13 protein-coding genes are annotated in these 19,242 nt (G+C 49.0%); 4 read left to right on the top strand and 9 right to left on the bottom strand.

All coding sequences use genetic code 11. The features are described 5' to 3' along the window. Positions 1–606, top strand: a 606-nt coding sequence (locus JUB14_RS10945) for a fatty acid desaturase family protein (RefSeq protein WP_207505891.1), incomplete at its 5' end; no start/stop codon positions are given. A gap of 606 nt (positions 607–1,212) precedes the next feature. Here JUB14_RS10945 and JUB14_RS10940 read toward each other — a convergent pair. The 6 genes from JUB14_RS10940 to ggt form a co-directional block, all read right to left on the bottom strand. Continuing rightward, positions 1,213–1,455, bottom strand: a complete 243-nt coding sequence (locus JUB14_RS10940; protein WP_207505890.1) for an SBBP repeat-containing protein — start codon at positions 1,453–1,455, stop codon at positions 1,213–1,215. Between the two features lie 543 nt (positions 1,456–1,998). Beyond that, complete coding sequence (locus tag JUB14_RS10935) at positions 1,999–4,167, bottom strand: O-antigen ligase family protein (RefSeq protein WP_207505889.1); 2,169 nt, start codon at positions 4,165–4,167, stop codon at positions 1,999–2,001. Between the two features lie 136 nt (positions 4,168–4,303). Further along, the gene (locus tag JUB14_RS10930) at positions 4,304–4,573 is read right to left on the bottom strand and encodes a hypothetical protein (protein WP_207505888.1); all 270 of its coding nucleotides are present in this window, start codon (positions 4,571–4,573) and stop codon (positions 4,304–4,306) included. 1,307 nt (positions 4,574–5,880) lie between these two features. Then, positions 5,881–6,984, bottom strand: coding sequence for an amidohydrolase family protein (locus tag JUB14_RS10925; protein WP_207505887.1), 1,104 nt, complete (start codon positions 6,982–6,984; stop codon positions 5,881–5,883). Between the two features lie 81 nt (positions 6,985–7,065). Further along, on the bottom strand, positions 7,066–7,521 hold the full coding sequence (gene msrB, locus JUB14_RS10920) for a peptide-methionine (R)-S-oxide reductase MsrB (protein WP_207505886.1): 456 nt from the start codon (positions 7,519–7,521) through the stop codon (positions 7,066–7,068). A gap of 14 nt (positions 7,522–7,535) precedes the next feature. Next, the gene (gene ggt, locus JUB14_RS10915) at positions 7,536–9,227 is read right to left on the bottom strand and encodes a gamma-glutamyltransferase (RefSeq protein ID WP_207505885.1); all 1,692 of its coding nucleotides are present in this window, start codon (positions 9,225–9,227) and stop codon (positions 7,536–7,538) included. A 225-nt stretch (positions 9,228–9,452) separates the two neighbouring features. Here ggt and JUB14_RS10910 point away from each other — a divergent pair, with 225 nt between their 5' ends. Together JUB14_RS10910 and JUB14_RS10905 are read left to right on the top strand one after the other, a co-directional pair. Then, positions 9,453–10,457, top strand: a complete 1,005-nt coding sequence (locus JUB14_RS10910; protein WP_207505884.1) for an amidoligase family protein — start codon at positions 9,453–9,455, stop codon at positions 10,455–10,457. Further along, positions 10,445–11,368, top strand: coding sequence for a gamma-glutamyl-gamma-aminobutyrate hydrolase family protein (locus tag JUB14_RS10905; protein ID WP_207505883.1), 924 nt, complete (start codon positions 10,445–10,447; stop codon positions 11,366–11,368). Before JUB14_RS10910 ends, JUB14_RS10905 begins: the two co-directional genes overlap by 13 nt. A gap of 7 nt (positions 11,369–11,375) precedes the next feature. Here JUB14_RS10905 and JUB14_RS10900 read toward each other — a convergent pair whose 3' ends face one another. Next, positions 11,376–12,080: an alpha/beta hydrolase gene (locus JUB14_RS10900; RefSeq protein WP_207505882.1), complete on the bottom strand. Its 705-nt coding sequence runs from the start codon at positions 12,078–12,080 to the stop codon at positions 11,376–11,378. Between the two features lie 200 nt (positions 12,081–12,280). Between JUB14_RS10900 and JUB14_RS10895 the strand changes: the two genes are divergently transcribed. Further along, entirely contained in the window at positions 12,281–13,846 is a 1,566-nt protein-coding gene (locus JUB14_RS10895) for a protein adenylyltransferase SelO (protein WP_207505881.1), read from the top strand. Positions 13,847–13,960: 114 nt separating this feature from the next. Here JUB14_RS10895 and JUB14_RS10890 read toward each other — a convergent pair whose 3' ends face one another. Together JUB14_RS10890 and JUB14_RS10885 are read right to left on the bottom strand one after the other, a co-directional pair. Continuing rightward, entirely contained in the window at positions 13,961–18,055 is a 4,095-nt protein-coding gene (locus JUB14_RS10890) for a glycosyl hydrolase (protein ID WP_207505880.1), read from the bottom strand. 191 nt (positions 18,056–18,246) lie between these two features. After that, entirely contained in the window at positions 18,247–19,122 is an 876-nt protein-coding gene (locus tag JUB14_RS10885; RefSeq protein ID WP_207505879.1) for an alpha/beta hydrolase, read from the bottom strand. Between the last annotated feature and the right edge of the window lie 120 nt (positions 19,123–19,242).

Genomic DNA, 19,242 nt, shown 5'->3' with positions numbered 1-19,242 from the left:
TTTTATGGGATACTTACCCTTTACTGGGTGCTGCTCAAGGACTTTATCCAGTACCAGGGTTTCATAAAATCAGGAGTCAACCGAAAGTCAATCCATGAAAACAGAAGAATGTTGCTGGGATTAATTCTTATGAAATCGGTATACTTACTAGCATTTTTTGGAGTTCCAATCTTTCTGTTTCAACTACCCTGGCTGGAAGTAGTAGCAGGCTTCCTCTTGATGCATTTTACAGCGGGTACTGTCTTGACCGTAATATTTCAGCTGGCGCATACGGTGGAGGGCACTTCACATCCTATTGCTAATGAGCAGGGCATAATTGAGAAGGACTGGGCTATCCATCAACTGGAAACTACCGTTAACTTTTCACCCCGGAATAAATGGCTATCCTGGTATATCGGCGGGTTAAACTTCCAGATCGAACATCACCTGTTTCCTAAGATCTGTCATGTCCATTATCCAAAGATAGCTCCTATCGTGAAGAAAACAGCCCTTGAATTTGGGCTAGAGTATCAGGAGAATGCTACCTTTATGCAGGCTTTACGTTCGCATATTATAACCTTACGCCGCTTTGGAAGCCTAAATGACCTGAATGAGGCTATTGGTTAGCAGGTATGTATCCATGCCATGCTACTAATTACCTGGTGCTACCAGTGCTTCGGGTCAATATGAATCAGGATATAAAGTAGGAGGGTCGGGACCAGGTTCAGGTTCTTGATGATCCACAAAACACTAATTTTCTTCTTCGCCTGAAACAGCAAGTACCCGAACAGACTGTTTTTGCTGCCTCTGATCTTACCAGCACTAAATAGCAATGCTGGTGTACTTGTGAAAGAATATCACTACCAGCTAAATGAGGAGTATCATGCCCCTTTTTCTGGTAGTGATTATACTGAGTTATGAACAAGATTATCCTATAATTTATAGGCACTCCCATTCGACCTTACCTTTGGTGTTCTTCTTGTTCATGTCAAACTCAATAACACGATCTCTGACTTTGACGTCCTTGAATTCAAAAGTTGTTTTATAATCTAACAAAAATCATATTTCTTACCTATAATATACCACCTGCTTATTTTTCTTTGCAACTCCCTGATTATCCTCTTATACTTGATCGAACTGTTGATATCATACCTTAAAAGGTCTGATAAAAATGGATGGATATATACTTGTCGATCAGCCTACGGATACTTATCTGTAGGCTGATTATTATTTTTATTGGATCAGGAACAGGCCTCCTCCGGCCGATGTCAGTGCCTTTCCACCCAGCCTAGAAGGACTATGAAAATAACCGGTAAGGTACACATTTGCATCAGAATCTGTTGCAATTCCATATGCCACTTCATCTCTGGCACCACCGTCACGTAGCAGGCTGATCAGAGTTCCACTGCTGTTAAGCTTAGCCAGGAACAGGTCCAGCCCTCCCTCAGCAGTTATAGTTTGCTCCCCTGGTATCAATGTACTCCTGCAGGCATCGGTGACTAACACATCTACCTGCGCATCAGTCGCTGTATCAGACCCATAGTACGTGTCTCTACCTTAAAAACCTGGCTCCACAAAATAGTACTATTTTCACTATTTACTTTCTTTATAGCCTTATTCCCTACTATGCAGGCATTTCCATTTCCACAGCCTTCAGAGCTATACCACACCCCAGCCAGTTCCTACATTTATAACCCACACCAGTTCACCATTCTGACCACAATATTTAGCCATAAAGGGATTTTGCTCAGCTCCACCAGCGGCAGTAAGGCTGGTACCGCTAAAGGTGGCAGTAGAAGATCGACTGCAGTAGCATAGCCTATCGCAAAGCCGGGCCATCTGTACCCCAGACAGTACTTGCTGCCTGGAGTTCGTTCAATGGGTTAGTAATAATATGACCAATGCAGGCCGGGAATAAGGCTCCCGAGATACCTATCAGTGCTAAGGCTTATTTCCTCAATTATATGTCCGTTCAATCATCCATTAAAAAATGTAACAATCTATCAACCAGTTCACCTACTACTTAATGTATGATCTGAACTCTAGTAGTTTGGTGGAGGGATCTACCCCCTGTTGCGCCAGGTCAAGTACGTCTTTCGAAAACTGGGGGGAACAGTGGAATGTCACCTTGTAAATTTCGAGTACGTTTTTTAAGGACGACAGATCTCCGACTTCGTAGGAGCACCGGGCCCATTCATAAAGTACCTGGGGCTTCATTCGGGACTCGGTATGGTAAGCCCCCTTCCACATCCAGACCAGGTATTCCCGCATTTTGCCGGATTCTCTGAAAATGGTACTTACAAGGTGAGCGTGGTCTACCAGTCGTTCGCCTGATATCTTTTTCAATTCACCTGCAACATCATATCCTGCATCCACCATAGGCATAGTTCTGATTTTCATCAGCTTGGCTTCGGTCAGTTCGGGAGATACCTCCGCCGCTTTATTGAAATATTCAAGGGCCTCTCTATGCTGCTTCCTTGCAAAGTACAGATAGCCTATCCGGAGGTAAGCCATAGCAAAAACAGGATTAACCCGTAGTACTTCCCTGAGTGACTTGATAGCCTCCCCGTCCCTGGCAAGCAAGGTTGACAGATCTGCTTTTTTTAGTAACAGGTATAAAGAAGGAGGTCTTTTTGCAGATTCATCTAGAATGAAGCGGTAAGCTAGCTGACTATATTCATGCTTAACCTTATCTGAAACATCACTATGTAGTACTGTGTAGGTATAATCTGCTACACTCCCGGCCAGGTTGTAATTAGATGGAAAACCTCTGTCTAACATATCCCTGATAAGTAGCATCTTCTCTTCCGGACTATAAGAGAAGGCATACTTCCGGGCCAATAGGTAAGCATAGGTAGTGGGCAATAGGCTATACTTAATGATGCAGAGTCCGGCCAGTACATAGGCCAGGGAAATGATACGAATAGCTTTGGGGTTTGTTACTACTCTTAGCTGCCCCTCCGGAAGGTGATTCAGTACATAGAAGGTCACAAGTAGTAGAAGAATCCAGTTGGGCAGGTTGTCGATGTTAAAGGCCAGATAAAAGACAGATACAACCCACCAGGAGGTTAGCAGGGATTTACGAAAGGCCGATAAGCTGGTTTTCCAGATATACCAAAGGAGCAGGCCCCAAATAGCCAGGTAGAGCAGCCCCGAAAGCAGACCTCCGTTGATAAACCAGTCTAGAAACACATTGTGGCTCCTGTCGTACCATACCTTCTGTAAGGCCATGGACTTCCGCATGTACTTTTGGTATACATACGGAAAGTTGTCGGTGCCCCACCCCAGCAAGGGCCTTTGCTGAATACCCTGCCAGGCGATCCGCCATAATCTGAACCGGTCCTGTACCGTATTGGTATTAACTACTGAATAAGCAAGACGCTCGAAATGGTAAATACAAAAACCTACAATCAGCAAAACCAAGGGGAAAATAACTGTTGCTAACTTTTTGATTTTACTTATAGATACAAAACGTAGATGTCTGCCTTGCAGGATAAGGAAGGTAAGCCCTCCCAGCATCAGTCCAATATAGGTAGTACGGGTGAAGGTAAAGAAGATACCAGCCAGTAGTACACCCGCTCCCCCCGCAAACAACATGAAGTACTTTCTAATGTTACTGGCATCAGCTACCAAGCCAAGTAAGATAAAGCTACTGAGTAAATAATGAGCCAGATAGGATGGATTGCCCAAAGTAGAGGCTATCCGGTATTCATTGCCTTTCTCTATTTCAAAAAAGAGTCCACCAAGGGCAACTAAATCCGCCACCACTACCCAGGTACCCAGCAGGCGGTACCAGTCGGCCTGGCTAAACCGAATGGTACTTAACATACAAAGTAGTAGCATCAGCACGGCGTAATACCAAAGGCCCTCCATACGCTCAAAGGTGGAATACAAGCTCATGTATGGATCATGAGCGGTAAACTGAGCAATGCTGATCGAACAAAAGAACAACAGATAGCATAAAGTGAGCGCATTATACCTGATACTCCATATAGCTGGTCTTAACACAAGTACAAGGGCACTAAGAACGACGACCAGACCCGTGAAGTAGATATAGCGGGGAACTCTGAAGCCATAATCCATCCGTGAGTCAGCGATCAGCGGAGTAAGGATAATCAGCACCAGGATACTGCGTACTACCTTCCTATGATTATTCCCTGCTGTATGATTGGAGATACCTGTACTCATAACGAAGTGGTAGAAAGTGCAATGACCATCAGGCTCAAATGGGGTACGAACCAAAAAAAGTACAGGATATGAAGACTCATCATATCCTGTACTTTTTTTACTCGATTTTCAATATAGTGTGTGTACGTGTGAAAGCTTATTCAGGAGTTGAAGTCATATCACAGCCTCCCATCATATCTCCGTGCGCCTCGTGAGCTGGCCAGGCATTGATACTGATACTTAAAGAATGCGAAGAGCCATTTCCGGTTTGGTGACAGATAGTAACCTTCTCAGAACCATTCTTGGCATTTGCCATATTCTTCTGGGGACCATTCATAGGCGACAGTGCATTTCCATCTTTCTCACAGGCAATAAAAGCTACGGATGCCAGTGCTGCAAAACATAGTGTGCTAATAGTCTTTTTCATAGTACTTAGTGTTGTGGATATTTCTTACTCATAAGGCTTTTCAGAATTACGCCCCTGTTTTTAGGTTGGCTCAGGACTCCAACATGATTCAGCGGTTATTGATATGTCGCTCCTACTATTGAATACGCTCTTTGGGTTACATCGGTTACTATTTAACAAATTTTGTATTCAATATATTTTTAAGCGTATTTATACTTATATAACTATCATACCCATTGCTCTTGGTAGGTATTTTTACGTAGTAGAAGAAGAGTCAACTGTCAGTCTAATACACTGATTAACAGTCATCTACAATAAATACAAAAAATTACTTTTCACTAAATCAGAAATACTGATGTGTATAACCGTATACACACATAACCAATGCCCATTGATTATTCCACAACTATACTTCCACAGTTATTTTGAGGCACAAAAAAAGGCCCCACAGCATGCTGCAGAGCCTTTTTCATATATATACTATATTCTTAACTATAATAGCGGCATTTGCTTATCCCATCTTACCTCATACTTTTTTCTAACCGGAAGCAAATGCTATCAGCTACACCTGTACTTGTCAGGTCATCTTCGAAACGGAATCGTACTATCAGTAACAGTATAGGTTATTATTCATGACTATGTCTGTAACTTGTTTTTAAGCAACCTCACTACCAGCAGTTCTCGTACCAAATGCTGTACGTATAATCGTTATCAAACCAGGCTGGGTTGGCACATAGCAAAAATGCCGGTCAGGCTCTGTCATCTGATCATAGTATAGTGGTACGTTACTATACATATGTTCACTGGTAGCAATCAAGCTGTTGAGGCCAGTGGCAACTACTTTCCATAGTTTTACGTCTTCACCAATACTATGGCGATAGTAAAAGCGGTCGCCGGGTTGGAGTTCGTGAGGTAACTTCATTTTGCTTTTTGTTTTGTGTGGATATTTTTATATTGTTCTTTCTATCGATTCACAAAGCAGAAAGGTCCATCACCCCTTCCAAAAGACTTACAGTTGTTTCCGCACTACCTACTTCTTTCAACACATGTACAGCTTTGGGTATAGAACTATTCTGTATATGTAGTATATAAAATAAATATACCAATTCACGGCACTTACCAGAATAAGGCCATATAAAATTTGAATAATAAGCTGTTCTTTAAGGCTTTAAATCCGAGAAATGCATAGTTCCCCTTTCTGGTACGTCAGAACCAGGAAGCTGATAAACCAGGTGCTGCACCTGATTTCTGTTGTCGGTACATTAAAAAACGTTGATTAAAATCAACACTTTAGTTAGCCTGTTTCAAAACTGAAAGGAGTATTCAATCTAACGTGAAAGAATTTTGCGGGCATTGGTGCTGTATATCTTGCGAAGTGTAGCGCTGGAAAGTGCCAGGCCATACAGAGGCCAGTGGTAGCCAAATCGGTCATGCTCGTAGAAGTGCTCATCAGCTGACTCCAGTATCCGGAAGGTAGTATGGTACATACCGGGTGCCGTGCCCATATCAGTACCGTACACAATGCGGTCGCTGTACTTTTCCATAAAGGCTCCGGCAAATCGGGGTATGGGAGCAAACTCACCGTAGCGGGCGGATATGTCAGCGTATAGGTTGGGGTACTTATCAAAAAGGCGCCCCAGCATAGTCAGGTCGGAGTTGCAGTTGGCCAGGTGGCAGGCGATAAAAGTAGTCTTGGGGTTGTTACGTACGGCGTTTTCCAGCGTACCTACCAGCTGGTCATGATCCAGTATACCTGGCTTTGTCATGTCTACATTCCACTTCGCCGAGTTCATCAGTCCATCGTTGGTGGAGTCAGGCTTTTCGTACATCCAGGCATCTTCGGCTACATGGATGCTTACGGGCATACGCAGTTCCGCACACTTGGCCAGCAGGGGCTTCATGCGGGGATCATCTATGTGCATACCATAACCCGGTGTAGGTTTGGAATAGAGTTCGCCCAGGCCCTTATCTCCCAGCTCTCCTACCCCACGGGCTCCCATCTTATAGCAACGCTCCAGTTCCGCTACGGCCCGCTGCGCCCAGTCTGTCTGATCCATTCCGGTATAGTCAAAGCCACACCATACCTCAAAGCGGTCGGGATAGCGGGCATATTTTTGGGCAATAGCATCAAACGCCTCCCCCGTCGCATAGGCCAGTACTACCGACTTGGCTATGCCAGCGGCATCCATGGTTTTGACCCAGGTATCCACCTCCGCGTCGGTTTTGGCATAGTCATGGGCGTGGAGGTCCACGGCGGGGTACTTCGCCTTCTGGATCTTTGACTGAGGTACTTTGTAAATGGAGACGGGTCGAAAGTCTTTCAGCTTAAGATCCTGCACCCCCTGCGCCTGTGCAGTATACACGGAGCTCAGGGTAGATAGTAGTAGAAAGGAGGATAAAAAGCCGGAGGCGGCGGCGCCACTAGTTGTCATAGCTTACTGGAAAAAGGTGCTGATACTTATACATCTAAAGCCAACGATCCGGTAGACTACTTGCCTGTGTTTATCAAAAGATCATTGCTCCTCCCCTGGCAACAGCACCAGACTCACCGAATTGATACAGTACCGCAAGCCACTCGGTTCGGGACCGTCGGGAAATACATGGCCCAGATGGCAGTCGCACCTGTTACAGAGTACCTCAATCCGCTCCATACGGTGGCTAAAGTCATAGGCATATCGGATGACAGCACGGGAAACAGGTTGGGTAAAGCTGGGCCAGCCAGATATGGCGTAGTACTTGGTAGCAGAGTCGAAGAGTAGCTGTCCGCAGCCCGCACAGGCATAACGGCCCGGATCGTAGGAGCGGCAGTAGGCATTGCGGTAGGGCGGCTCGGTCCCCTTCTCCCGCATGACCTGGTACTGGGCGGGAGTGAGCTGCTGCCTCCACTCCTCCTCCGTCTTCTCGATCCGGCAGGGCGGTTCCGGATTACTGTACTTGGCGTACTTGATGACATCGATCCAATGTAGCATAGGTAGAGTATGAGTTAAAAGCCCGCCGAAGCGTCATCACCTCTGGGATCAGCGCCTCCCTCTAGCCGTCCATCCGGCAGTACCAATATACCGGAAGCGCGGCCAATGGTGCCGTTAACGTAGGGCGCAATTTTATGGCCCATCAGCCACAGGCGCAGTCCGGTACCAAAGCCCAGTGCCCCCCATTCAGACAAGACCCAGTCGGGTCGCCACTGGTGGTGAAAACGGCCCGCGTTGACAGCCCCCTGCATGGGCATCCCATGCGCTATTACATTGAGGATGATCTGGTATACCGTAGTAATAATGGTAGAGCCACCCATACTACCTACTACCATATAGAGCTTTCCGTTCTTTTCGAGGATGGTAGGTGTCATAGAGCTGAGCATACGCTTGCCGGGAGCAATGGCGTTGGCCTCGCCTCCCACGAGCCTGTACGAGTTAGGCGCTCCGGGCTTTACGCTGAAGTCATCCATCTCGTTGTTGAGCAAGAATCCCGCTCCCGCTACGAACACCTTCGACCCAAAGCTACTGTTAAGGGTAGTCGTCACCGACACGGCATTTCCCTGGACATCAACAATGGAGTAGTGGGTCGTATTGGGACTTTCGGGAGGAGCCGGCGTTCCCGCCGATACATCATCGCTATCCGTAGCTTTGCCTGGGGTGAAGTTTGTCATACGCCCTTTGATATAGCTGGTATCCAGCAGCCCCTCTACGGGTACTTTATGGAAGTCAGGATCACCCAGGTGCACCGCGCGATCAGCGTACACCCGTCTTTCAGCCTCGATCATCAGGTGGGTCGTCTTGACGGTTTTGTACCCCCACTCCCCTAACGGATAACCGGATGAAATAGTTAGCAGCTGCACCAGGGCTATCCCGCCACTAGAAGGAGGCGGCATGGAGATGATCCTGTATTCACCTACATGAGCCGTGATGGGCTTTCGCCAGACGGACTGGTAGGAGGCCAGGTCCTGGTGGGAGATCAGCCCTCCTCCCCGCTTCATCTCGGCTACGATACTGTCTGCAACCGCTCCTTCGTAAAATCCACTCCTCCCCCTGTCTCTGATCTGCGTAAGGGCAAAGGCCAGTTCCTTCATCCTAATGGTATCTCCCTCCTTCCAATGGTCTTTGAGTATAAACTCCGGTCGCCGGGTGTTGTACTTCAGAAAGTCCTTACGTTCCTCATTGAGCTTTTTTGCCTCTTTTTTGGTTAGCGGAAAGCCATTAGCTGCCAGCAGTACCGCCGGTTGCACCAATTCGGCCCAGGGCAGGCTTCCGTATTTTTTATGGGCTACTACCATGCCATCCACAGTACCCGGCACTCCCGCAGCCAAGTGTCCTTTCAGGCTTAGCTCTTCGATCACCTCCCCCCTCTCATCCAGGTACATATTACGATGGGCAGCAGCCGGTGCTTTCTCCCTATAATCAAGGGCATCAATATGGCCGTCTTTCTGCCTGAACACCAGAAATCCTCCTCCACCTATATTCCCGGCGTCAGGGTATACTACGGCCAGCGCAAACTGTACCGCCACGGCCGCATCTACGGCATTTCCTCCTCTTTTGAGTACTTTAGTACCTACCGCCGAAGCCAGCGGGTGGGCCGATACCACCATAGCCTGCCTGGTGATAAGTCCTGTTTCACGAATGCTCCGGTTAGAGCAGCCAAGGGTGCAAAAAAGTACTATAAAAACCGTTAATCTCCTGAACATCAATAAGTATTTTGGTTATTAATTAATGCCTACTAAGAACCGGCATCTACCCGAAGCCCTGCCGCTCTATCTAGATCTGCTTATGCTTCAGGTATTATTTTTTTTATACAGATACACTGGAGAAAGCAGGTGGTATCTCTATCAGGAGCTATGAAAGAATGGCTTCATTACCTGAACGGCCTCCAACAGCAAATGTTTACATCAATAACTATCCATATATAATTTATGCAGTTCAGACAACCATCCTTATTGTATAATGAAAAAGGAAACGTACGTACAGTTGGCTATGAGCTGGAGTTTTCTAATGTGAGTATCAAGGATGCAGTACAGATCATTCAGGATCTATACGGAGGTGAAGTACAGCCCGTGGGAAGGTTTAAACAGAAAGTGGTAAACACTACCATCGGGGATTTTACGGTAGAGTTTGACTCTACATTGCTCACCGAAAAGCGCTATAAGAAAGTCTTCGATACATTTAATATTAAGCCGGAAGAGATAATGATGGGGGCTAATACCCTGGAGAATGAAGTAGAAACGGCCCTTGAAAGCATAGTAGGTAAGATAATGCCCTACGAAATAGCTTGCCCCCCCGTACCTATCCCGGACCTGGAACAGCTTGAAAAACTCAGGATCGAACTTTATAAACAGGGGGCAGAAGGCACACACGCGTTCATTACCAATGCCTATGGCACCCACATCAACATTGAGGTACCTGATACCAGTCCTCAGTCGCTACTTAACTACATCAGGGCGCTGATCCTGCTACATCCGTGGCTCCTGGAGGCCGGCCATACTGACCTGGCCCGTAAAATGAGTCCTTTTATTGATCCTTTTCCGGCCTTATACGCTGAGTTGGTACTGGTTCCCGGCTACCAGCCCGACCTGGATACACTGATCCGGGACTACCACACGTACAATCCGGACCGCAACCGACCTTTGGATATGTACCCAGTATTTGCCTCCCTCAACAATGAGGTGGTATCTCAGTTCAGTGACCTGGGTAAGGTAAAGCCCCGGAATACCTTCCACTACCGGCTGCCCAACAGCTCTATATCACAGCCAGACTGGTCACTAGCCCAGGAATGGAACCTATGGGTACAGGTAGATGAGCTGGCTAATGACCCGAATAAACTTACACAGATGAGCCGGGAGTACCTAATCCTGAAAGCACACACACTACTTGGTTTTGATACCAAATGGACAAAAATCACTGAAGAATGGCTATCCTGAAAAATAAGTTTAAAATTAATCGTGACCGACCTACTATAGGTATCACCGGCCCTGACCGGGGAGGAGGTACCGCCTGGTTTTTTACGGCGCTGGGGGTACGACTGGCGGGTGGTAAGCCCGTCCGTATTACTCCCTCCAATCCCCGTACTGCGGATGGACTGCAAGGCCTGATCATTGGGGGCGGAGCTGACGTGGACCCTAGTACCTACGAGCAGGACTACGTTATAGATGAGTACCTCCGGCAGACAATCAGACATCCCCGTTTGACCTTTTTCCAGCGTATCGGCCGGTTTGCCACAAAACTGTACTACCCGGCCTTGTTCTTTGTCCGGAAACTATTCAGCCGGAAGCTGGCTTTTGGTCTGGATCGTGAGCGTGACCACCTGGAGTTCCAGCTGATTCACCAGGCTGCCACGAAAGGATTGCCCGTATTGGGGATCTGTCGCGGCTCGCAGTTGATGAATGTGTACTTCGGGGGTACCCTCTATAAGAGCATTTCTACCTTTTACACAGAGGAGCCCAATCCGGCTAGTATTTTCCCGGTAAAAGAGGTCTATATAAAGCCGGGCAGCAAACTGGAACAAATACTGGGCGTAAGGCAGCTGGAAGTTAATGCGCTCCATAACCAGGCCGTCAAAGATCCCGGCGAAGCCATAGATATTGTGGCTCAAGAAGAGAATCATGTTGTACAGGCTATTGAGAGCTCCGCCCATGAATATATGGTGGGGGTACAGTGGCACCCCGAGTACCTGCCTCAGATCAAGTGGCACAGGCGGATCTTTCAGTCGCTGGTACAGCATGCCCGTGAGGTAAATCAGCAGATTGAAGACCATGATATGGAAGAAGCGATCAATAGTCCCAAAGCCGAAGTACTCCGGGAAATGGATGAGCAGTATAGGGAAGGCTATTAAACATAGCCTATCCTATACCTCCTCTTATAAACCATTCAATACTCTTTTTAGAGATATTATGTGGTATTTCGTGCTCTCCGTCAAACTCAATGTAGCTGGTATCATAGCCTTGTCGCCTTAGCTGAGGTACGATATGTCTGCTGCATGGTTCAATGGGTAGTATGGGGTCCTTGGTACCGTGAGCTATAAATACAGAAGGCTGACCGACTTTCTCTTTAGTATGAACAAATCCGGGAGAGAAGGCTAAGATATGCGTAAACAGATCGCCATTGGTCAGTCCAAGGCTAAGGGCGTAAGAGGCTCCATCTGAAAATCCACTAATGGCAATATGCTCAGGATTGATGGCATAGCGCTCAAATACTAGAGCCATCGCCTGATCAATAAAAAGAACATCAGGGCCAAAGGTATTGAATGAGATAATGTCCCAGGTCGAAGATCGCGATGCCGGAGCCAGTAGCAGAATGTTGTTGTCATCAGCATACTCCCTCAGATAAGACATTCCATGCCCGGCTACACCACCCGCTCCGTGCAGCATGAGTGCCAGAGCAGCCGGACGACCAGGCTTGTAGTTCTTAGGTATGTAGATAAGCCCATCCCTATCTCCATCCAGATTAAGGGAATGTTCTCCCACCGGCAAGGTATCGGTAGCAGTGGTCTGGGCTGGCCTCGCCATTAGCCGCCCCGTGGTGTATGTATCGAGGTTGGTGATCATAGCTTCTCCTTTCCTGGTTATTCTGATACCATACTATTTCTATAATTCTAATGCCAGTCAAGCCACTACTTCTGTCTTTCGACCAGCTTATAGTAGATACTATACGTCCATTAAATCTTTATAGCAGAATTGGTGTTAGATAGTAGGTGGATAGGGTAGATAAATAGCTCCTATACCATACATACTAACTAAATCAACTGATGCAGAATCTTGTTTCGACTTCATATAAAAAAGAATTTGTAGATACCTTTCCCGGTGACGAAAGTGGCGATCTGCGCCCGCGTCAAACACCGGATGTACTATACAGCAAGGCTGTACCTACTCCCGTTAGCGTCCCTAAATTGCTGGCCTGGTCGGACGAACTGGCTCAGGAACTGGATATTGAAAAACCGACCACGGAGGAAGAAGTAGCCATACTGTCCGGTAACCTGGTTACCCCTACTATGTACCCCTACGCCGCCTGCTATGCGGGACACCAGTTTGGTAACTGGGCCGGACAATTGGGTGATGGACGGGCGATTACACTCGGCGAATGGGTAGCTCCTAGTGGCTCTTCGTACGAGCTTCAGCTAAAAGGGGCTGGACCTACCCCCTACTCCCGTCGGGCCGATGGCCGGGCGGTACTGCGCTCGTCGGTGCGGGAGTACCTCATGAGTGAGGCGATGTACCGTCTGGGGGTACCCACCACACGGGCGCTTAGTCTGGTAAGCACAGGTGATCAGGTACTGCGGGATATGTTCTATAACGGCAATGCGGCCATGGAACCGGGCGCCATCGTGATGCGGGTGGCACCGAGCCTCCTGCGCTTCGGCAACTTTGAGATGCTGGCCGCCCGGCAGGAAGATGAGAATCTGGAAAAGCTGGTAGGCTGGACCATCAGCCGCTACTACCCGCACATTCAGGGTGAAGGCATTGAGCGCGTCACTACCTGGTTCAAAGAAGTAGTGGAGCGTACCGCCAGCCTGATGGTGGAGTGGCTACGGGTAGGCTTTGTACATGGGGTAATGAACACCGACAACATGTCCATCCTGGGACTAACCATTGATTACGGCCCGTACTCATTCCTGGACGACTACGATCCTAACTTTACTCCTAACACCACCGACCTGCCGGGCCGTCGTTACGCCTTTGGCCGTCAGCATACTATCGCTTACTGGAACCTTGGCTGTCTGGCGAGTGCCATTGCCCCGCTGTACCAGGATAATACTCAGCCCTTGCAAGAAGTCCTGGATGCGTACCGGGACCTCTTCTACGACAAGTTCTACGTCATGATGGGTAATAAGCTGGGACTAGATGAGCTTCGTGAGGAAGATAAAGAGCTTATTGGCGAGGTAGAGAAAGTATTGACTACGATCAAACCCGACATGACTATCTTCTTCCAGTTGCTCATGGATCTTAATGAGGTGGAATCGGAGCAACAGGTGGTGGAGCATTTCAGGGAGAGCTACTACCGCGAGCCTTCGTCCACTGATCGGGAGCTTCTGTTTAACACCTTAAATGTATACTGGGAGCGGATACGGGCTAATACTTTCAGCCGTGAAGAATCGCTGGAACTGATGCGGAAGAGTAACCCGCGCTTCATCCTTCGCAACTACCTGCTCCACCAGGCTATTGAAGGATTAGAAAAAGGAGATGATCAACTGTTTGTCAAGTTACAGCAGGCCATGAAGGAACCTTACTCCCGAAACTTCAATGAGTTTTTAGCCAAGCGCCCCGACTGGGCCAGCCAGAAGGCAGGCTGCTCTATGCTATCTTGTAGTTCATAGAATAGCTTTAACCACAGAGTTAAATGGAGTTTTAGCACAGAGGACACAGAGTTTTTGTGACTCTATGAAACTCCGTGCCTAACTCTTTTTGCCTCTGTGGTTAAACAAAAAACCTCACGCCAGCACCACCGGCTTCTCTACCACCGTCAGCAGCTTCACCGGACCTACCAGTCCAGACTCCAGCAGAGGTGAATCTTTAGTATAGTGCTTCCAGGTAGTGAAGGCTACCCGGCCGTTATTGGGTTTGGGCTTGCCCTGCTTGTACCAGTCCGGTAACTCCTGAATGGCTCCGCTTGACAAGGCTCCAAATGGCCCCGCCCCACCCGATGTGTACTTCACCGTGTCGGGTTGCTGTTCGTCACCAATCAGTCGGTTGGGCCACTGGTTGGTTACTTTGATCTCCACGTTGTTAGAGCCGGCTTTTATCGCATCTGTTATATCCACGCGATAAGGTCTGGTCCAGAGGGTACCCATGTCACGTCCATTTACCGTTACTTCGGCGATGACCTCTACCTGGCCCAGATCCAGAAACACCCTCCGCTTCTCGTTCGTACCAGCCACCAGCGTACTGGCCGGTATATCAAATTGCTTGGTATAGGTAGCCGTCCCGGAGAAGTACTTCACCCCCGGCTGCTCGTGTTTATGGAGCGATTGCAGCTCGGGTAAAGTAATCTGGGCAGGTGCTCCCAGATCAGGCGGAAAGTTCACCCGCCAAGGCCCCGCTAGCTCCTGCGGCTGCGGGAGCGCTTTAATATGGACCGAACTTCGCTGCCCGGTATTACTACGGAGTGTGTACAACCCATCCTGCCAGAACAGCAGCGAAGGTCTGGTACTTCCACTCACTTCCACCACGGGCAACTCATGCCGAACGGGTGGTTGCTGAGCGGCCAGTTGTCGGAGTTCAGCCTCACCCAGGGCTTTTGCATTGAGCTCCGGCTCACTCATATCTCCGTTGTAGTACGAGGCTCCTTCGGCTTGCAAAGCCAGCCCCATACCCGGTACTACATTACTTTCACTCTTTTTCCCTTTCTCAATTAACCTGCCGTTGACATACACTGAAGGTACTCCCTCCAAATACACTAGGGCTATGTGACTCCATCCGGTGATGGACGCCGGAGCCGCCAGCGCAAAAACCGGTGTGCCTGCCTTATTCTCCCAAACAGCCACTCCGTTTCGACCAACAGCCAGACCAGCCGTGGCAAAATCTTTCCCGTAGAGTTCTTCACCCGCCGCGGGGTAAACCGCGTAGTAGTCGGTCCAGGTGCTGGAAATACCTTCCATTAAGCCACGGGCACTGAGCATGGCGTTGAACTCTGGCTTCGCCCAGAAGTGCATGGTAAACGTGTTGGCAGCCTCATGATTGAGCTGCCGGGGTACGTGGGGGAACGGACTAGTCCCCAATGCAGGTACCTTGTCTGTATTCTGCTGCACCGATTGGAGGTAACTAGCCGGAACCGGTGAACGGAACACCACAAAGGCTGACCCGTAGGGCCCCAGCTGTAAGGGTACACTAGTCTCTCCCTCTTTCTGCTCAAAAACGCTCATTCGGATCATGGTACCTTTATCAGCATCCCATAGTTCGGGCTGTCTGCCTGCTACCCTGAATGAGCATACGAGGTCTTCCTGACTACGACGTTGATTTGCTATAAAATATACCTCCGCATCGCCGATTCGACGGTGGATGTACGAGATGGGAGCATCTCCGGAGCGGGACGAGTAGGTAAAGTCAGGCTTGAGACCCACGGCATACAGTACCGACTGAATCGGCTGTCCCCAGAATACCCGTCCGTTCCCTACAGAGTGCCCCTGCGTAGTAGGGCCTGCGTCAGAGCCCCACAGCTCAGCCGTAAGCCGGTCGTAAGTAGATCTATCCTCAGCCGAGGCTCCTTTCAGCCCCAGCAGGTGTCCGGGCTTAGGTCCGTATAGTACCAAGCCCTGCTGTACCATATCCCACAGTTTTTGCAGCAGTTCCAGCCGTATGCCCTTGTCATTCTGTACTATTAGTATCCGGTAGCTCATGCCGTCGGGAAGAGTAAGGCGCCCATCCTTCACACTGCCACGTCGCATAATCGCCTCTGTATTGATGACATCGTAATCAAATCCGGCCAATGGTTTGGGATTCAGCTCTTCCGGACTCACCTCCGTATAACCTCCAGGATGCTCACCCGTGTAGTAAGCCAGGTCTGCAACGAACAAGCCCTGCTGCAGCAGGCTCTGACAGCGGGTCAGGTACTGCATCCAGGCTTTGCCCGGCTCCCACCAGGTATTGGTGCGGTCGAAGTGGATACCCCAGGGACCCATGGTCATACCGGGCTTTGCGGTTGGGTGCGGCTGGTGCGCAAAGCGATGGAAGATAAAGCGGTTAAGCCCTTCGGTCATTTTTTTATCTCCCAGGCCTTTAAGGGCGAAAGGGTACTCCTGCCAGCGTGCCGACTCGGGCTCACCCGTAAAGGATTCGGCTCCCACTACTTTTTGACCGTTAACGTGGGCAATAGAGGCCGACAGCTTCATGGTCCGACGCATGGTCCAGTTGTTCTGGAATATGGCCGAAAGGCTGTTCCAGAACTCCCCCACCATGGTATCAATCCGGGAACCTATCTGCATTTCCTCCATCGGTCCGCGGTCGTAGGGCTGCGTGTAGGAGATGATGTTATTCTTATGGCACAAGTCGGTGAACTTTCCGTAGTAGTTGTCAGCCATCAGGTCAGCCTGGGCGCGGCGCAGGTCCCACAGGAAGCGGTTAGACTGATCTACACTACCTACGATGCGTCCCGTCATAGCGGGCAGGTACTTGATGAGGTCATAACCCATACGCCGCTGGAATTCGGGGCGAAACTGGGGCGTCCAGTTCTGCATCCCTACTTCGTAGCTATCTATCAATAAACCTACTTTACCCTTGGCTCCCAGCGGGCGCAGCGTGGGCAGCAGGCTCTCCATCATTTTGTTAAAATGAAACTCAATGGCCTCCGCGCTGTACTTATCACATTCAAGTCCTACACCCGTATCGGGAGCAGAGCGGTTGAGGGTACCCATGGAAGTATAGCCTATGCGCATCACGGTCCAGTCCCCGGCGGGAGCCTTCCAGTTGAGTACGCCATTTTTATCCATGTACTGCGTGACGTCTATAATGGTTTCCGGCCTGATCACCGAACCGGCTACCTCAGCACCATCCCCCAATTTCTCGGTTACACCACTACCCGTAAAGCGGTAGTTGGCTTTTTTCATCCAGTCGTCCAGACGGGCCGCCCCCGAGAAGCGTATCTGCCGGTACTGCTTCTCATCCGGTGCCGACAGACGGAAAAACCTGGCTTTGGTAGCCGGAACTTCCGCCGCAAAAAAGGCCTCGCCAGTGGCGCGAAGTACCTGCTGACCGTTAGAGATAGTAGTGACTTTATTGAACTGGGTACCATTGTCAGAAGCTTCCAATGTGACACCGCCTGCGGGGCCTCCAAAACCACCGCCCCCCGCTACAGAAGCTATAAATGACAGGGAACGAAGTTCGTATGGTTCCTTAAACTCCAGCAGTATATAGCCAGGCTGTTCTGCTGATCCTTTGGGAACGGCTATACCCTGCTGATCCAGATCAGCCCATTGTTTCAGGTTAAGGGCTCCCTTACTGCTACTGGCACTCTTCAACTGAGTAGCCAGGTCCGCATCGCCCTTCAAGGTTGGAAATGCCAGTACGGCAATATCCCGGTAAAAGTTGAGATTTGTGAAGGGCTGCGGCAAACTTAACTTGGTTGTACCTCCTCCTTTCACCCCGGCTTCGCTCCATGTAATCTGCTGCATGGATAGCTCGGGCGTAATCCAGGGACCACCACTCGACGACCAGCCGGGGCAGTTGTGCATGGTAAACTCTAGTCCAAGGCGATCGGCCTCCCGGATAGCGTGCTTCTTCAATTCCAGCCATTCAGGGCTCAGATACTTGATAGGGCCTTCGGGTATACCGGTACCGGCGTCAAAGTTCTGGAAGCCTCCGATGCCTACGCGCTGCATGGCTTCGAGGTCAAGGGTGATACCCTCCTTTGTTACGTTACCATTCATCCAGTGCCACCAGGTTTGAGGCCGGGCCGAAGCGGGTGGTTTAACGAAACTCTCTTCCAGACCAACGACTGCTTTATGGCGAAGGGTCTGAAATATACCGGCCGGAGTGACCAGCGTTAGTAAGCCGGCGGCACTTGTATTTTTGAGGAATTGTCTTCTTTTCATTTTTAGCTTTTAGCGATTAGCTGGTTAGCCGTTAGCTTTTCTCTTTTTGAGTCCGTACAAGGTTTTCAATACGCTCCTTGTAACCATAACCACAGAGTTACTTTGAGTTCTTCTCAGAGTAGCACAGAGTCTTTAAAAACTCCTTTTCACTCTAAGCTATACCTCTTTTACCTCTGTGGTTTAAAATACAGTTATTGAACAGCAACGCCGTTTGCTTTGAGAATTTTGTTAAAAAACATCAATTGGAATGGCAGCGCATTTTCCCAGTATTCCCAGGTATGGGCACCGGGGCGCTCAATATAATCGTGGGGGACTCCATTCGCCAGCAGTCGGGCGTGCAGATCACGATTGGTATCGATCAAAAAGTCATCTACACCAATGTCCAGGATGAATGGCAGACTATTGGCTTTGAGGCGATCCACCAGGGAGACCATTGTGTAGCCGGGATGTGGGTGCTCCCCCTCCTTGCGTTCACCCAGCAGTTTCACAAAATTATCAGCCCGGGACTTGGCAAATTCAGCGGGTACTCTCCAGGTAGCGGTGTTGATGTTCATTACCCCACTCATACTTCCGGCTGCTGCATATAATTCAGGGTGGCGGCTGGATAGGTACATTGCTCCGTGGCCTCCCATTGAAAGTCCGGCTATCAACCGTCCTTTCTTGTCCTTCACCGTACGATAGCTCTTATCAATCTTTTCGACCAGCTCTTTGGTAATAAAGGTTTCAAACTGGCTCTCTTTTACCAGAGGACTATCAAAGTAGTAGCTGGTGGGGTCTCCATCGGGTGTTACAATGATAATATTATATTGATCGGCCATCCGGTGCAGCAGCGTCTTATCGGGCACTTTGGTGAGCCAGTCGCGGAATCCTCCGGTACCCCCGTGAAGCAGGTACAGCACCGGGTAAGGCTTACTGGCTTTTTGGTAACTCTCGGGCAGTACCACGGCCGCCTTAAGCGTTCGGTTCATTTTTGGGCTTTGGATGCTAAGTGTATCTACTTTCGCCGCCATCGTACTTAGCGAAAGGAGGCAAGCAAAAATTAAGTTAATATAAAGCACGTTTCTCATTTTAGATTGTCTTTAAATATAGATGTCGCCCTGCTAGGGCTAAAAAGGTTGTTCTTCTATTTTGCTACTAAAGTGCCGCCACTCTGTGGCTAATAAATATGCATATAGCTTAAAGCTTAC

Source organism: Telluribacter humicola (genome assembly GCF_017355935.1).
GTDB lineage: Bacteria > Bacteroidota > Bacteroidia > Cytophagales > Spirosomataceae > Telluribacter > Telluribacter humicola.
This window is presented reverse-complemented; position numbering and strand designations above follow the sequence as displayed.

Bases quoted from the DNA above. Each gene is read 5' to 3' on its own strand.
- JUB14_RS10935 (WP_207505889.1), bottom strand. From the start codon at position 4,167: ATGAGTACAGGTATCTCCAATCATACAGCAGGGAATAATCATAGGAAG.
- JUB14_RS10930 (WP_207505888.1), bottom strand. From the start codon at position 4,573: ATGAAAAAGACTATTAGCACACTATGTTTTGCAGCACTGGCATCCGTA.
- JUB14_RS10925 (WP_207505887.1), bottom strand. From the start codon at position 6,984: ATGACAACTAGTGGCGCCGCCGCCTCCGGCTTTTTATCCTCCTTTCTA.
- msrB (WP_207505886.1), bottom strand. From the start codon at position 7,521: ATGCTACATTGGATCGATGTCATCAAGTACGCCAAGTACAGTAATCCG.
- ggt (WP_207505885.1), bottom strand. From the start codon at position 9,227: ATGTTCAGGAGATTAACGGTTTTTATAGTACTTTTTTGCACCCTTGGC.
- JUB14_RS10910 (WP_207505884.1), top strand. From the start codon at position 9,453: ATGCAGTTCAGACAACCATCCTTATTGTATAATGAAAAAGGAAACGTA.
- JUB14_RS10905 (WP_207505883.1), top strand. From the start codon at position 10,445: ATGGCTATCCTGAAAAATAAGTTTAAAATTAATCGTGACCGACCTACT.
- JUB14_RS10900 (WP_207505882.1), bottom strand. From the start codon at position 12,080: ATGATCACCAACCTCGATACATACACCACGGGGCGGCTAATGGCGAGG.
- JUB14_RS10895 (WP_207505881.1), top strand. From the start codon at position 12,281: ATGCAGAATCTTGTTTCGACTTCATATAAAAAAGAATTTGTAGATACC.
- JUB14_RS10890 (WP_207505880.1), bottom strand. From the start codon at position 18,055: ATGAAAAGAAGACAATTCCTCAAAAATACAAGTGCCGCCGGCTTACTA.
- JUB14_RS10885 (WP_207505879.1), bottom strand. From the start codon at position 19,122: ATGAGAAACGTGCTTTATATTAACTTAATTTTTGCTTGCCTCCTTTCG.